This window comes from Pseudomonas sp. SBT1-2 (genome assembly GCF_028640875.1).
In the GTDB taxonomy this organism is placed as follows: domain Bacteria; phylum Pseudomonadota; class Gammaproteobacteria; order Pseudomonadales; family Pseudomonadaceae; genus Aquipseudomonas; species Aquipseudomonas chlororaphis_I.
On the sequence record NZ_JAQZAA010000109.1, the window covers coordinates 124,160 to 139,241 of the forward strand.

Genomic DNA, 15,082 nt, shown 5'->3' on the forward strand with positions numbered 1-15,082 from the left:
ATTATCAACGGGTATTGAGGCTTAAAGAATATTTCGACTCACCAGTCATTGTTTTCGGGAGTTTGCTGGAACAGCGAAAATCAGGCGTCAAAAAGTAGTGGACGCCTGATTTCAAATTGTGTCAGGTTGCTTACGCCCGGATAGGGCGAGTGATAGGACGATCTCGCCAGGGATTGTCGCTATCGGACAAAAACTGTTCCATTGATTACAAGGAAGTGTGTTTATGTCGAAAGTTAAATCGAAAGCTATTGTGACCGCCGAACAAGAACTCGTGCCTTTGGCCGCGGCAAGTTCGGCTTACAACCAGATCAATAGCTTCAGCCATCAGTATGACCGGGGCGGCAATCTGACGGTCAATGGCAAACCCTCCTACACGGTCGATCAAGCCGCTACCCAGATACTGCGCGACGGTGCTGCGTACCAGGACCTCAACGGCAGCGGCAAGATCGAACTGACCTATACCTTCCTGACCTCGGCGTCCTCGAGCACCCTGTACAAACATGGCATCTCCGGGTTCAGCCAGTTCAGCGCCCAGCAGAAGGCCCAGGCCGTGCTGTCCATGCAGTCCTGGGCGGATGTGGCCAATGTCACCTTCACCGAAAAGGCTTCCGGTGGTGACGGTCACATGACCTTCGGCAACTACAGCGGCGGTCAGGACGGCGCGGCGGCCTTCGCCTACCTGCCGGGCACCGGTGCTGGCTACGACGGGACGTCCTGGTACCTGATCAACAGCAGCTACACCCAGAACAAGAACCCCGATCTGAACAACTACGGCCGGCAGACGCTGACCCACGAGATCGGTCACACCCTGGGCCTGGCTCACCCTGGCGACTACAACGCCGGGAATGGCAACCCGACCTATAACGACGCGACCTACGGACAGGACACGCGCGGTTACAGCGTCATGAGCTACTGGAGCGAAAGCAATACCAGCCAGAACTTCAGCAAGGCCGGCGTCGAAGCCTATTCGTCCGGCCCGCTGATGGACGATATCGCGGCGATCCAGAAGCTCTACGGGGCCAACACCACCACCCGTACCGGCGACACCACCTACGGCTTCAACTCCAACACCGGCCGCGACTTCCTCAGCGCGACCTCGTCGGCGGACAAGCTGGTGTTCTCGGTATGGGACGCGGGCGGCAAGGACACCCTGGACTTCTCCGGTTTTACCCAGAACCAGAAGATCAACCTCAATGAAACCTCGTTCTCCGACGTTGGCGGCCTGGTGGGCAACGTGTCCATTGCCAAGGGCGTCACCGTCGAGAACGCCATCGGCGGTTCCGGCAGCGATCTGCTGATCGGCAACAAGGTGGCCAACGAGCTCAAGGGCGGTGCCGGCAACGACATCCTCTACGGCGGTGGTGGGGCGGACAAACTCTGGGGTGGCTCGGGTGCCGATACCTTCGTCTTCGGTGCCAGCTCGGACTCCGCTCCGGGTGCCGCCGACCAGATCCTGGATTTTGTCAGCGGCCTGGACAAGATCGATCTGACCGGCATCACCAAGGGCGCCGGGCTGCACTTCGTGAACGCGTTCACCGGTAATGCCGGCGACGCGATCCTCAGCACCTCGGCTGGCAACAGCACCTTGTCGGTGGACTTCTCCGGGCACGGCGTGGCGGACTTCCTGGTCAGCACCGTCGGCCAGGCGGCCTACACCGACATCGTCGCCTGAGTCATTGCGGTAAAGTAAAGGAAGGAGGGTGGCGCCCAGGCGTCGCCCTCCGACCTTGCATTGACTGGCGAACTGCCTGAGGCTGTGCCCCGGAGCGACCCCCTTATGATTCGAACTGCCTTGATCGCTAAGGCCGGCGCGTACCTGATCGCGACGCTGATGATGTTTTATGGAGAGACAAGCATGGCAAGCAGCCTGAGATTGGCGGACCCCGCGGAACTGGCCGGACACTGGCAACTGTCGCAGCCGGCACAACCTGCCAGCCACTGTGCCCTGGACCTCGAGCTGAACGGCACCCTGGGCGCCGGCGCCGAGTGTTTTTCCGCCTGGCTGGGCGATTCGGCCATCGGCTGGTTTCCCGAGCCGGACGGTATTGCCGTGACCGGCAAAGAGGGCTCGAAGATCATCTTTTTAAGTCGCCAGAAAGAAGGCTTATATCAAGGCACTTTGAAATCAGGCATAACGATTATATTGCAGCGAGCCCCCTGAACAATCGCGGCTGTATGCATCTTTAAATGTATCTGTATGGATAAGCGTATAAGGCAGTGCCATATACGCGATGTCCTTCGTTCGATTAAAGACAACTAAATAACTAGAACTCCGTTTCGTCTGGCGGTAGAGTCCTTTCGCCTGTCCGCCACAATAATCCAATAATGTCCCGACTCAAGTACGGGCGGTTTATTTGTCCTGCGCCCCTGGCACGGGATATACAGCTCAGGAAAGACCAATGAAGATGGCGAAGACCACTGCACCGCTGTTCAAGGCACTGGGCGATTACAAAGGCATTCTGATCAGCGTCGGGTGTTTCACCGCCCTGATCAACGTGCTGATGCTGGTCCCCTCGATCTACATGCTCCAGGTCTACGACCGGGTACTTTCCTCGCAGAACGAAACCACCCTGGCGATGCTGTCGCTGATGGTGGTCGGGTTCTTCGCGTTCATCGGCCTGCTGGAGGTGGTGCGCAGCTTCATCGTCATCCGCATCGGCAGTCAGCTGGAGCGGCGTTTCAACCTGCGGGTCTACCAGGCGGCGTTCGAGCGCAACCTGTTTCGTGGCGAAGGGCATGCCGGGCAGTCCCTGGGCGACCTGACCCATATCCGCCAGTTCGTCACCGGACCTGCGTTGTTCGCCTTCTTCGACGCGCCCTGGTTCCCCGTCTACCTGTTCGTGATCTTCCTGTTCAATACCTGGCTGGGGGTGTTCGCCACTGCGGGCGCGGTCTTGCTGATCGCCCTGGCGTACCTCAACGAGGCCATGACCAAGAAGCCCTTGGGCGAGGCCAGCGGCTATTCGCAGAAGTCCACGCAACTGGCCACCAGCCACCTGCACAACGCCGAGACCATCCAGGCCATGGGCATGCTCGGCGCGCTGCGCAAGCGCTGGTTCGAGGTGCATTCGCGCTTTCTCGGCCTGCAGAACCAGGCCAGCGACACCGGCGCGGTCATCAGCTCGCTGAGCAAGACCCTGCGCCTGTGCCTGCAATCGCTGGTGCTGGGCCTGGGCGCCTTGCTGGTGATCAAGGGCGACATGACCGCCGGCATGATGATCGCCGGCTCGATCCTGATGGGCCGGGTGCTGAGCCCGATCGACCAGTTGATCGCCGTATGGAAGCAATGGAGTTCCGCCAAGCTGGCCTACCAGCGCCTGGACTCCCTGTTGCAGGCCTTTCCGCCGAGCGACACGGCGATGTCGTTGCCCGCGCCCAAGGGCCAGGTGAGTTTCGAGCAGGTCAGCGCCGGCCCACCGGGCAAGCGCATGGCGACCTTGCAGCAGGTCAGTTTCAACCTCGGGGCGGGGGAGGTGCTGGGGGTGCTCGGCGCTTCCGGTTCCGGCAAATCCACACTGGCCCGGGTGCTGGTGGGCGTATGGCCGACCCTGGCCGGCACGGTGCGCCTGGACGGCGCCGATATCCATCGCTGGAACCGCAACGAACTGGGGCCCTACATCGGTTACCTGCCCCAGGACATCGAGCTGTTTTCCGGGAGCATCGCCGAGAACATCGCGCGCTTTCAGGAGGCCGACCCGCAGAAGGTGGTGCAGGCCGCGCAACAGGCGGGCGTGCACGAACTGATCCTGCGCCTGCCCCAGGGCTACGACACCTTGCTGGGCGATGACGGCAGCGGCCTGTCCGGCGGCCAGAAGCAGCGCGTGGCCCTGGCCCGGGCGCTGTATGGCCAGCCGCGGCTGGTGGTGCTCGACGAACCGAACTCCAACCTCGACACCGTGGGCGAAAGCGCCCTGGCGTCCGCCATCGCGCAGATGAAGGCCCAGGGCACCAGCGTGATCCTGGTCACCCATCGTTCCTCGGCGCTGGCCCAGGCCGACAAGCTGCTGGTGCTCAACGAAGGGCGCCTGCAGGCCTTCGGCCCGAGCCAGGAAGTGCTCAAGGCGCTGTCCAGCGGTGCCCAGGCTCAGGCACAAAATCAACACCAGGCCCAGCCCCAGGAACAGCAGCGGGAAAAAACCTCGGCCCCGACGGCCCCGGGCGGCTTGAGCATGAGCCGCCAGTATCAGGCCCCGACACGGAACCCAGGCGCATGAGCAAGGACAGCGAAATGATGATCGAACAAGGTTATGCGCCGGAACGTCCCGAGCGCGATGCGCGGTTTTTCGCGCGTATGGGTTGGGTGCTGGCGTTGGCCGGCGCCGGCAGCTTTTTTCTCTGGGCGGCCCTGGCGCCGCTGGACCAGGGCATCCCGGTGCAAGGCACGGTGGTGGTCTCGGGCAAGCGCAAGGCCGTGCAATCCATGAGCGGTGGCGTGGTCAGCCGGATCCTGGTGCGTGAAGGCGAGGCGGTGAAGCAGGGCCAGCCGCTGTTCCGCCTGGACCAGACCCAGGTCGAGGCCGATGTGCAGTCGCTGCAAGCGCAGTACCGCATGGCCTGGGCCAGCCTGGCGCGTTGGCAGAGCGAGCGCGACAACCTCAAGCAGGTGAACTTTCCCGAGGCCCTGAGCGCCGATCCCGACCCACGCCTGGCCCTGGTCCTGGAAGGCCAGCGGCAACTGTTCAGCAGCCGGCGCGAGGCCTTCGCCCGCGAGCAGGCGGGGATCCGCGCCAGTATCGAAGGCGCCACCGCGCAACTGGCCGGGATGCGCCGGGCGCGCACCGACCTCAACAATCAGGCCGAGTCCTTGCGCCAACAGCTGGCCAACCTGCAGCCCCTGGCGGACAACGGCTACATCCCGCGCAACCGTCTGATGGAGTACCAGCGCCAGCTGTCCCAGGTGCAGCAGGAGCTGGCGCAGAACACCGGCGAAAGCGGTCGGGTGGAGCAGGGCATTCTCGAATCGCGGCTCAAGTTGCAGCAGCACAGCGAGGAGTACCAGAAGGAAGTGCGCAGCCAGTTGGCCGACGCCCAGCTGAAAAGCCTGACCCTGGAACAGCAGCTGACCTCGGCCGGTTTCGACCTGCAGCACAGCGAGATCCTCGCCCCGGCCGACGGCATCGCGGTCAACCTCGGGGTGCACACCGAAGGCGCCGTGGTCCGCCCCGGGGAAAACCTGCTGGAGATCGTGCCCCAGGGCACGCGCCTGGAAGTGGAAGGGCACCTGCCGGTGAACCTGATCGACAAGGTCGGCAGCCACTTGCCGGTGGACATCCTGTTCACCGCCTTCAACCAGAGCCGCACGCCGCGGGTGTCCGGCGAGGTCAGCCTGATCTCCGCCGACCAGATGGTCGATGAAAAGACCGGGGTGCCTTATTACGTGCTGCGCAGCAGCGTCAGCGACCAGGCCATGGAAAAGCTCAACGGCCTGGTGATCAAGCCGGGCATGCCGGCGGAGATGTTCGTCCGCACCGGCGAGCGCTCGCTGCTCAATTACCTGTTCAAACCCCTGCTCGACCGGGCGGGTTCCGCATTGACCGAGGAATAAGGATGTTCCGTCGCATGAGTCAGCTTTCCATCTTCGGAGCCACAGTCGCTTTGCTGGTATGCACCAACGCCCAGGCCATGGGGCTGTTCCAGGTCTACGAACAGGCCCTGCGCAACGACCCGGTGTTCCTCGGGGCGATCAAGGAGCGCGATGCTGGCCTGGAAAACCGCATCATCGGTCGCGCCGGGCTGCTGCCGAAACTCAACTACAGCTACAACAAGGGCCGCAACAACTCCGAGGCCACCGTGCCCGACGGCCGTGGCGGCACCAGCCACGATGACCGCAACTACGACAGCTACGGCTCGACCTTTACCCTGCAACAGCCGCTGATCGACTACGAGGCCTATGCCTCCTACCGCAAGGGCGTGGCCCAGGCGCTGTTCGCCGACGAGAACTTTCGCGGCAAGAGCCAGGAGCTGCTGGTACGGGTGCTGACCTTTTACACCCAGGCGCTGTTCGCCCAGGATCAGATCGAGATCGCCCAGGCCAAGAAGAAGGCCTTCGAACAGCAGTTCCAGCAGAACGAGCACATGTTTCGCCAGGGCGAGGGCACCCGCACCGACATCCTCGAAGCGGAATCGCGCTACGAGCTGGCGACCGCCGAGGAGATCGAGGCCCGCGACGAGCAGGACGCGGCGCTGCGCGAGCTGGGGGCGTTGATCGGCGTGCCGACCGTGGACATCCGCGACCTCGACCCGCTGCGCGAACGTTTCGAGTCCTTCACCCTGTCGCCGGCCAACTATGACGCCTGGCATGAGCTGGCGATCAGCAACAACCCGAATCTGGCCTCCCAGCGCCACGCCGTGGAAGTGGCGCGTTACGAGATCGAGCGCAACCGCGCCGGCCACCTGCCGCGGCTCAGTGCCTATGCCACCTCGCGCCGGGTCGAGTCGGAAAGCGGCAACACCTACAACCAGCGCTACGACACCAACACCATCGGCATCGAAATCAGCATGCCGCTGTACGCCGGTGGCGGGGTCTCGGCGGCCACCCGCCAGGCCAGCCGGACCATGGAGCAGGCCGAGTACGAGCTGGATTCGCAGACCCGCACCACCCTGATCGAGCTGCGGCGCCAATTCAGCGCCTGCCTGTCCGGGGTCAGCAAGCTGCGGGCTTATCAGAAGGCGCTGACCTCGGCCGAGGCCCTGGTGATCTCGACCAAGCAGAGCATCCTCGGCGGCGAACGGGTCAACCTCGACGCGCTGAACGCCGAGCAACAGCTGTACACCACACGCCGCGACCTGGCGCAGGCCCGTTACGACTATTTGATGGCGTGGACCAAGTTGCACTACTACGCAGGCACCCTGCGTGAAGATGACCTGGCCCGGGTCGACGAAGCCTTCAGGCCCGGCTCATGAACTGACAAAAAGGCGGCCGAGGGCGGCCCGACCTGACATTTTCGACAAAAACAAAAAACGAGAAGTCATCACATGGATAGACGCTTTTATCAGCTCAAGGCGCTGAGTCGCCGCTCGTTGCTGGCCTGTTCCACGCTATCGGCGGTGGCACTGCCCGGCATGGTCCAGGCGCAGTACCAGGAAACCGGCCAGTTGGGGGTGCCGGCCAGCTGGCAATCGGCCGAATACACCCAGGACTGGGGCCTGGAACGCATGCGCGCCAGCTCCGCCTATGCCGCCGGGATCACCGGCAGCGGGGTAAAGATCGGCGCCCTCGACTCGGGCTTCGACGCCAGCCACGGCGAAGCATCGCCCGAGCGCTTCCACGGGGTCACCGCCAGCGGCACTTATGTCGATGGCTCGCCGTTCAGCGTCTCCGGGGTGCTCAACGGCAACAACGACAGCCATGGCACCCATGTCACCGGCACCATGGGCGCGGCCCGCGACGGCGTTGGCATGCACGGCGTGGCCTTCAATGCCCAGGTCTATGTGGGCAACACCAACAAGAACGACAGCTTCCTGTTCGGCCCGACCCCGGACCCGCAGTATTTCAAGGCGGTGTACGGGGCCCTGGCGGATGCCGGGGTGCGGGCCATCAACAACAGCTGGGGCAGCCAGCCGCCAGGTGTCAGCTACCAGACCCTGGGCGACCTGCACGCCGCCTATGCCCAGCACTATGGCCAGGGCACCTGGCTGGACGCGGCCGCCGATATATCGCGCCAGGGCGTGATCAATGTGTTCAGCGCCGGCAACAGCGGTTACGCCAACGCCAGCGTGCGCGCGGCGCTGCCGTACTTCCAGCCGGAGCTGGAAGGCCACTGGCTGGCGGTGTCCGGCCTGGATGCGAATAACCAGCAGCGCTACAACCAGTGCGGCATCGCCAAGTACTGGTGCGTGGCCGCGCCCGGGCGGTTGATCTCCAGCACCGTGCCGGGCGGCGGTTACGCCACCAAGTCCGGCACCTCGATGGCCGCGCCCCATGCCACGGGCGCGCTGGCCCTGGTGATGGAGCGTTATCCCTACATGAATAACCAGCAGGCCCTGGAGGTGCTGCTGACCACCGCCACCCAGCTGGACGGTTCGATCACCGAGGCGCCCACCCGCCTGGTCGGCTGGGGCGTGCCCAACCTGGAGCGGGCCATGCGCGGCCCCGGGCAGTTGCTGGGGGCGTTCGACGCCAACCTGGGCGCCGGGCAGGGCGATGTCTGGAGCAACGACATCTCGGACAAGGCGCTGCTGCAGCGTCAAAGCGAAGACGCCGCCGAGCACGCGGCCTGGCAACAGACCCTGAAGGACAAGGGCTGGGAAAACGGCCTCGGCGCCGGCGCCAGCCAGCAGGACAAGACCGACTACGCCGTCGGCATGGCCCGCGACGCGGCCGCGGTGCAGCGGGTGTACGAGGGCAGCCTGGTCAAGTCCGGCGCCGGCTGGCTGGTGCTCAGCGGCAACAACAGCTATCGCGGGGCGACTACGGTCAATGGCGGTTTGCTGACGGTCAATGGCTCGCTGGCGTCCAGCGTTACGGTCAATGACGGCGGCACCCTCGGCGGTTCCGGCCGCATCGGCGCGTTGCTGGCCAACAGCGGCGCCACGGTGGCCCCGGGCAATTCCATCGGCACCTTGCAGGTGGCGGGGGACGTGACCTTCCAGCCGGGCTCGACCTATGCCGTGGAGCTGTCGCCCACCAGCAGCGACCGCATCGTCGCCGGCGGCAAGGCCACCCTCAACGGCGCCGGGGTCACCCTGGCCCTGGAAAACAGCCCGCAGTTGCTCAGCCTGGAACAGACGCAAAGCCTGATCGGCAGCCAGTACCAGATCCTCCAGGCGGCGAACGGGATCGACGGGCGCTTCGGCTCGGTGGAGCCGAACTACCTGTTCCTCGGTGGCAGCCTCGATTATTCCGCCAGTGGCGTACAGCTGAACATCGGGCGTAACGCCACCTCGTTCGCCAGTGTCGGCCTGACCCCGAACCAGCGCTCGGTGGCGGCCGCCGCCGAGCAGTTGGGGGCAGGCAACCCGGTGTATGAAAGCCTGCTGCGCTCGCCGAGCGCCGGTGTGGCGCAACAGGCGTTCCAGCAACTGTCCGGGGAAATCTACCCGGCGCTGGGCTCGATGCTGCTCAACGACAGCCGTCAGCTGCGCGAGGCGGTCGGCGAGCGTCTGCAGGTGCCGGGCGCGGTGGTGCAGAGCGAGGGCAACCTCTGGCTCAAGGTGCTGGGCGCCTGGGGCAAGAACGACGGCGCCCACGACACCGAGGCCTACAACACGTCCATCGGCGGGTTGCTGCTGGGGGCCGACGGCGCACTCAGCGACAGCACGCGCCTGGGCGCCTTCGCCGGCTACAGCGACAGCTCCCTGAGCATGGGTGGCGGTACCCATTCCAAGGCCTCCGTGGACAGCTATCACCTGGGCACCTACCTCGGCCACGAGCTGGGCGCCTGGCGCCTGAGCGCGGGCGCGGCCCACAGCTGGCATCGCGCCGACGTCAAGCGCGACCTGCAGTTCGGCGAAGTCAGCGGCAAGCAGAAAGCCAAGGTCGATGCCCGCACCAGCCAGGTCTTCGGCGAGGCGGCTTATCGCCTGGACCTGCCGGCGCTGGCCCTGGAACCCTTCGCCAACCTGGCCTACGTGCACCTGCACCGCGACAGTTTCAGCGAGAAGGGCGATGCCGCCGCGTTGAAAGGCGGCAGCGACAGTCGCGAAGCTGTGCTCAGCACCCTCGGCCTGCGTGCCCTGAAAAGCCTCGAACTGTCCGGGCAAACCCGCCTGGACCTTTCCGGCTCCCTGGGCTGGCAGCACAACCTGAGCAACACCCGGGCCGAAGAGCACCTGGCCTTTGCGTCCGGCGGCGCGCCGTTCAGCGTCGAAAGCACCTCGCTGCCGCGCAATGCCGCGCTGGTCGGCGCCCATGCCAGCCTGGCGTTGAGTCGCGACCTGCGCCTGAGCCTGGACTACAACGGCCAGCTGGCCAGCCGCGAGAAGAACCACGGGGCAGGGCTGAGCCTGAACTGGCAGTTCTGACCCGGCTTTTGACAGCGCCGTGCTGACGCAAGGTCGCGTCGGCACGGCACAGCAGCTATCGGCACAGCACGGCTCGCCGTTGGCGGGCCGGCTGTTCGGTAAAACCAGCCGCGTCGGGTCTGGCGCGGTGTTTCTATCAAGGTAATTGTTTCTAGCAAGGCAACTATTTCCAGCAAGGCAACTAAGGAAGGTACCGATGAAATACAGCTTTACGGGGGCTGCTCCGGCAGCCAACAGCCTGGTGCGCGCCTCCTGCGGCGCTTTGATCTGTGGCCTGGCCGCGGCGGGTAGCGCCCAGGCCGCGCCTTATGTGGAAGGCGGCAAGCCGGGCGATCCCGGCAGTTGGCGCAGTGCCGAGTTCAATGCCGAATGGGGCCTGGGGGCGATCCACGCCGAGCAGGCGTATGCCGCCGGTTATACCGGCAAGGGCGTCAAGCTGGGGATCTTCGACCAGCCGGTGTATGCCCAGCACCCGGAATTCAGCGGCAACAACAAGGTGATCACCCTGGTCACCAGCGGCATCCGCGAATACACCGACCCCTACATTCCGGTCAAAGCCGGCGATGCCTTCCGTTATGACGGCACGCCTTCGGTGGGTTCCGACGGCAAGCTCGGCTCCCACGGCACCCACGTCGGCGGTATCGCCGCCGGCAGTCGCGATGGCGGGCCGATGCATGGCGTGGCCTTCGACGCGCAGATCATCAGTGCCGAGAACGGCGACCCGGGCCCCGAGGACGGGATCATTCTCGGCAACGACGGCGCGGTCTACCGGGCCGGCTGGGACGCCCTGGTGAACAGTGGCGCGCGGATCATCAACAACAGCTGGGGCATCGGCATCACCGACCGCTTCGACCAGGGCGGTCGCGACCCGGCCTTTCCGCACTTCACCGTGCAGGACGCCCAGTTGCAGTTCGACCAGATCCAGCCGCTGCTGGGCATCCGCCAGGGTGGCGCCTACAGCGGGGCGATCGATGCGGCTCGCGGTGGCGTGCTGACCATCTTCGCCGCCGGTAACGACTACAACCTGAACAACCCGGACGCCATCGCCGGCCTGGCCTATTTCGTGCCGGAGATCGCACCTAACTGGATGACGGTGGCGGCCCTGCAGAAGAACCCGGACACCGCCAGCCCCAATCCCTACACCCTCAGCACCTTCTCCTCGCGCTGCGGCTACACCGCGAGCTTCTGTGTCTCGGCGCCGGGTACGCGGATCTACAGTGCGGTGATCGGCGGCACCAACCTGGACGACATGACCATCGGCTACGCCAACAAGAGCGGTACCTCCATGGCCGCTCCCCACGTGGCGGGCGCGGCGGCGGTGCTGATGGAGCGCTTTCCCTACATGAGCGCTTCGCAGATCGCCACGGTGCTGAGAACCACCGCCACCGACATGGGCGATCCGGGCATCGACGCGTTGTACGGCTGGGGCATGATCAACCTGCAAAAGGGCATCGACGGCCCGGGCATGTTCGTCACCGAAGCGGACATTCCCCAGGAGTTCCGTGTCGAAGGCGCCTATGGCTCCGGCCAGTTCGTCGTCGATCTGCCCGGCATCGGCGCCGTGGTGGATGCCGGCAAACCCACCGAGCGCCTGTGCACTGGTCTGTCTTGCGGGCTGGATGTCTGGCGCAACGACATTTCCGGCCACGGCGGCCTGACCAAGCAGGGCATCGGCACCCTGGTGCTGACCGGCAACAACAGCTACAGCGGCCCGACCCTGGTCAATCAGGGACGCCTGGCCATCAATGGTTCGCTGGCATCAAGCGTGACAGTCAATGACAGCGGCATCCTCGGCGGCAACGGGCGCATCGCCGCGCTGACCGCCAACCGCGGCGGTACCGTGGCGCCGGGCAACTCCATCGGCACCTTGCAGGTGGCGGGCGACGTGACCCTGCAACCGGGTTCGACCTACGCGGTGGAGCTGTCGCCGACCAGCAGCGACCAGATAGTCGCCGGCGGCAAGGCCACTGTGGAAGGAGCCAACGTGACCCTGGCCCTGGAGAACAGCCCGACCCTGCTCAGCGCCCGCGAGGCGCAAAGCCTGCTGGGCCGCCAATACAACATCCTGCAGGCGGCCGGTGGCATCGAAGGCCGTTTCGGTTCGGTGGCGCCGAACTACCTGTTCATTGGTGGCAGCCTCGATTACTCGGCCACCGGCGTGCAGTTGCAGGTCGCGCGTAACGCGACGTCCTTCAGCGATGTCGGCCTGACCCCGAACCAGCGCTCCGTGGCGGCCGCCGCCGAGCAACTGGGGGCGGGCAATCCGGTGTATGAAAGCCTGCTGCTGTCGGAAAACGCCGCCAGCGCGCAACAGGCCTTCCAGCAATTGACCGGGGAGATCCATCCGGCCATCGGCACGCTGCTGATCAACGACAGCCGCCAGCTGCGCGATGCGGTGGGCGACCGTCTGCGTCAGGACGGCCTGCTCGATTCGTCGGCGCCCGCGGCCAGCGACAACAACGTGTGGTTCAAGGTGCTGGGGGCCTGGGGCAAGTCCGACGGTGGTTATGACCATGCCAACTACACCACCTCGATCGGCGGCCTGCTCGCCGGGGTCGATGGCTTGATCGCCGAGGACACCCGTCTCGGCCTGTTCACCGGCTATAGCGACAGTTCCCTGAGCATGGGCGATGGCACCCATTCCTCGGCCTCGGTGGACAGCTATCACCTGGGTGCCTACCTGGGCCACCAGCTGGATGCCGTGCGCCTGAGCGTCGGCGGTTCCTACAGCTGGCATCGCATCGATGTGAAGCGCGACCTGCAATACGGCGAGTTCTCCGACCGGCAGAAGGTCAAGCGTGACGCCCAGACCGCCCAGCTGTTCACCGAAGCAGCATGGCAAGTGGCGCTGCCAGGCGTGGCCCTGGAGCCCTTCGTCAATCTGGCCTACGTGCATGTGGGCAGCGACAGCTTCCGCGAAAAAGGCGGGGCCACCGCCCTGCGCAGTGGCGATGACAACCGCGACGCGGTGCTCTCGACCCTCGGCCTGCGGGCCAGCAAACGCTTCGCCCTGTCCGATGCCCGGCAGCTGGAACTGGCCGGCACCCTCGGCTGGCAGCACAACCTGAGCGACACCCGCTCGGATCAGCACCTGGCTTTTGCCAATGGTGGTTCGTTCAACATACAGAGCGTTGCGCTGGATCGTAACGCCGCTGTGGTCGGGGCTCGCGCTGGCCTGTTGCTGGGGCGCGATACCCGGGTAAACCTGGACTACAACGGCCTGCTGGGTTCTCGGGACAAGAGTCACGGGGTCGGCCTGACCCTCGACTGGCAGTTCTGAGGCCTGCGGGCCAATGACTATAAGAGTGAGACACAACATGGGTGTATTCGATTACCGGAGTTTCAAGGGCGAGGCGGGCAAGGCGTTGTACAGCGATGCCCTGGCGTTGACGCTCTATGCCTACACGCCCACCGGGCAGCCGCTGGCGTCGGGCTGGACGGCGATTGGTGCCGAGCGGCTGGGGTATCAGGGCAAGGTCGGGCCCCAGGGCACCTTCTTCGGCGAGCAGCCGGGCTTCACCAGCGCCGAAGTGGAAGTGCTGGGACGTTATGACGAGGCCGGCAAGCTGCTGTCGATCGGCATCGCCTTTCGCGGCACCGGCGGGCTGGGCTTGAGCGATACCCTGGGCGACATCAAGAACAACCTGCTGGCGGCGGTCGGGCCGGTGGGTTACGCGGCGAACTACAGCAAGAATGCCTTCGACCAGCTGTTCGCCAGCGTCGCCGAGTTCGCCAAGGCCCAGGGCCTGAGCGGCCAGGATGTGCTGGTCAGCGGCCACAGCCTGGGCGGCCTGGGGGTCAACAGCCTGGCCGAGCTGAGCGGCGAGCACTGGGGCGGTTTCTACGCCGACGCCCGCTATGTGGCGTTCGCCTCGCCGACCCAGAGCCCGGGGGACAAGGTGCTGAACATCGGCTACGAAAACGACCCGGTGTTCAGGGTGCTCGACGGCACCACCTTCAACGCCTCGTCCCTGGGCAGCCATGACAAGGTCCAGGCGTCGGCGACCAACAACATCGTCAACTTCAACGAGCACTACGCGTCGACCCTGGAGAACCTGTTGCCGCAGAGCATCCTCAACCCGCTGTCGTGGAAGGCCCACGGTTCCGCGGGCTACGCCGATGGCTTGAATCGGGTGGTCGATTCGGCGTTCTACGACCTGACCGGCAAGGACTCGACCCTGATCGTTTCCACCTTGTCCGAGGCCAATCGCGGCAAGACCTGGGTCGAGGACCTCAACCGCAACGCCGAACCGCACAAGGGCAGCACCTTTATCTTCGGCACCGAGGGTAACGACCTGCTCAAGGGCGGGCGCGGCAACGACTTCATCGAAGGCCGCGACGGCAACGACACCTTCCGCGACGACGGTGGCTACAACATCCTGCTGGGCGGCAAGGGGCATAACGTCTTCGACCTGCAGCAGTCGTTGGGCAAGTTCAGCGTGGTCAACGATGGCGACGGCAGCCTGTATGTGCGCGATGCCTATGGTGGCATCAGCATGACCCGCGACATCGGCGCGCTGGTGAGCAAGGAGCCGGGTTTTGCCTGGGGCCTGTTCAGCAAGGACGTGACCCACAGCGTGACCGACCAGGGCCTGCTGGCCGGCAACCAGCTGACCCCCTACAACCACTCGCTCAATGGCGACGCCTACGGCAATGCGCTGGTGGCCAGCGTCGATGGCGACTGGTTGTTCGGGCACGGGGGCGACGATGTGCTGCGCAGCGACAAGAGCGACGTGACCTTTGTCGGCGGCGCCGGCAACGATGTCATGTACTCCAGCGGCGGCGGGGCCAACACCTTCCTGTTCAGCGGCGCCTTCGGCTTCGACGCGATCCATGGCTACCAGGGCAGCGACAAGCTGGTGTTCATGGGCGTGGCGGGCGCGGGGCAGGGCTACGACTACACGCAGCACCTGTCACAGAATGGCCAGGACACCTTGCTCAGCGTCGGCGACTACGCCGTGACGCTGGTCGGGGTCGCGCCGGACAGTCTCTCCGCAGGGGGGATCGTCTTCGCCTAGATAAAAAACAGAAGCAGGCATTGCACTAAGGGCGGGGCGCCAGCTGAAGGCGCTCCGCTCGCGTGAGCTATCTCGAATAAAGTTCAACAACAAAGAGAGGC

At 65.0% G+C, this 15,082-nt stretch carries 8 protein-coding genes; all 8 read left to right on the plus strand.

Going from position 1 to position 15,082, the window contains the following annotated elements:
• Positions 1-223 precede the first annotated feature (223 nt).
• The 8 genes from PVZ78_RS24260 to PVZ78_RS24295 all read left to right on the plus strand — a co-directional run bounded on the left by PVZ78_RS24260 (position 224) and on the right by PVZ78_RS24295 (position 14,981).
• Positions 224-1,672 carry a serralysin family metalloprotease gene (locus PVZ78_RS24260; protein WP_009049220.1) on the plus strand — a complete coding sequence of 483 codons (1,449 nt, stop codon included), beginning with the start codon at positions 224-226 and terminating at the stop codon, positions 1,670-1,672.
• Positions 1,673-1,777: 105 nt separating this feature from the next.
• Entirely contained in the window at positions 1,778-2,161 is a 384-nt protein-coding gene (locus PVZ78_RS24265; RefSeq protein ID WP_009049219.1) for an AprI/Inh family metalloprotease inhibitor, read from the plus strand.
• 238 nt (positions 2,162-2,399) lie between these two features.
• On the plus strand, positions 2,400-4,214 hold the full coding sequence (locus tag PVZ78_RS24270; protein WP_009049218.1) for a type I secretion system permease/ATPase: 1,815 nt from the start codon (positions 2,400-2,402) through the stop codon (positions 4,212-4,214).
• 14 nt (positions 4,215-4,228) lie between these two features.
• Entirely contained in the window at positions 4,229-5,545 is a 1,317-nt protein-coding gene (locus tag PVZ78_RS24275; RefSeq protein WP_009049217.1) for an HlyD family type I secretion periplasmic adaptor subunit, read from the plus strand.
• A 2-nt stretch (positions 5,546-5,547) separates the two neighbouring features.
• Complete coding sequence (locus PVZ78_RS24280) at positions 5,548-6,903, plus strand: TolC family outer membrane protein (RefSeq protein WP_273829391.1); 1,356 nt, start codon at positions 5,548-5,550, stop codon at positions 6,901-6,903.
• A 72-nt stretch (positions 6,904-6,975) separates the two neighbouring features.
• Positions 6,976-9,963, plus strand: a complete 2,988-nt coding sequence (eprS, locus tag PVZ78_RS24285) for an autotransporter serine peptidase EprS (protein WP_273829392.1) — start codon at positions 6,976-6,978, stop codon at positions 9,961-9,963.
• A 196-nt stretch (positions 9,964-10,159) separates the two neighbouring features.
• Positions 10,160-13,243, plus strand: coding sequence for an autotransporter serine protease (locus PVZ78_RS24290; RefSeq protein WP_273829393.1), 3,084 nt, complete (start codon positions 10,160-10,162; stop codon positions 13,241-13,243).
• Between the two features lie 37 nt (positions 13,244-13,280).
• Positions 13,281-14,981, plus strand: coding sequence for a polyurethane esterase (locus PVZ78_RS24295; protein WP_041983598.1), 1,701 nt, complete (start codon positions 13,281-13,283; stop codon positions 14,979-14,981).
• Positions 14,982-15,082 lie beyond the last annotated feature (101 nt).

Coding starts and splice junctions, on each gene's coding strand:
- PVZ78_RS24260 (WP_009049220.1), top strand. CDS start 224: ATGTCGAAAGTTAAATCGAAAGCTATTGTGACCGCCGAACAAGAACTC.
- PVZ78_RS24265 (WP_009049219.1), top strand. CDS start 1,778: ATGATTCGAACTGCCTTGATCGCTAAGGCCGGCGCGTACCTGATCGCG.
- PVZ78_RS24270 (WP_009049218.1), top strand. CDS start 2,400: ATGAAGATGGCGAAGACCACTGCACCGCTGTTCAAGGCACTGGGCGAT.
- PVZ78_RS24275 (WP_009049217.1), top strand. CDS start 4,229: ATGATGATCGAACAAGGTTATGCGCCGGAACGTCCCGAGCGCGATGCG.
- PVZ78_RS24280 (WP_273829391.1), top strand. CDS start 5,548: ATGTTCCGTCGCATGAGTCAGCTTTCCATCTTCGGAGCCACAGTCGCT.
- eprS (WP_273829392.1), top strand. CDS start 6,976: ATGGATAGACGCTTTTATCAGCTCAAGGCGCTGAGTCGCCGCTCGTTG.
- PVZ78_RS24290 (WP_273829393.1), top strand. CDS start 10,160: ATGAAATACAGCTTTACGGGGGCTGCTCCGGCAGCCAACAGCCTGGTG.
- PVZ78_RS24295 (WP_041983598.1), top strand. CDS start 13,281: ATGGGTGTATTCGATTACCGGAGTTTCAAGGGCGAGGCGGGCAAGGCG.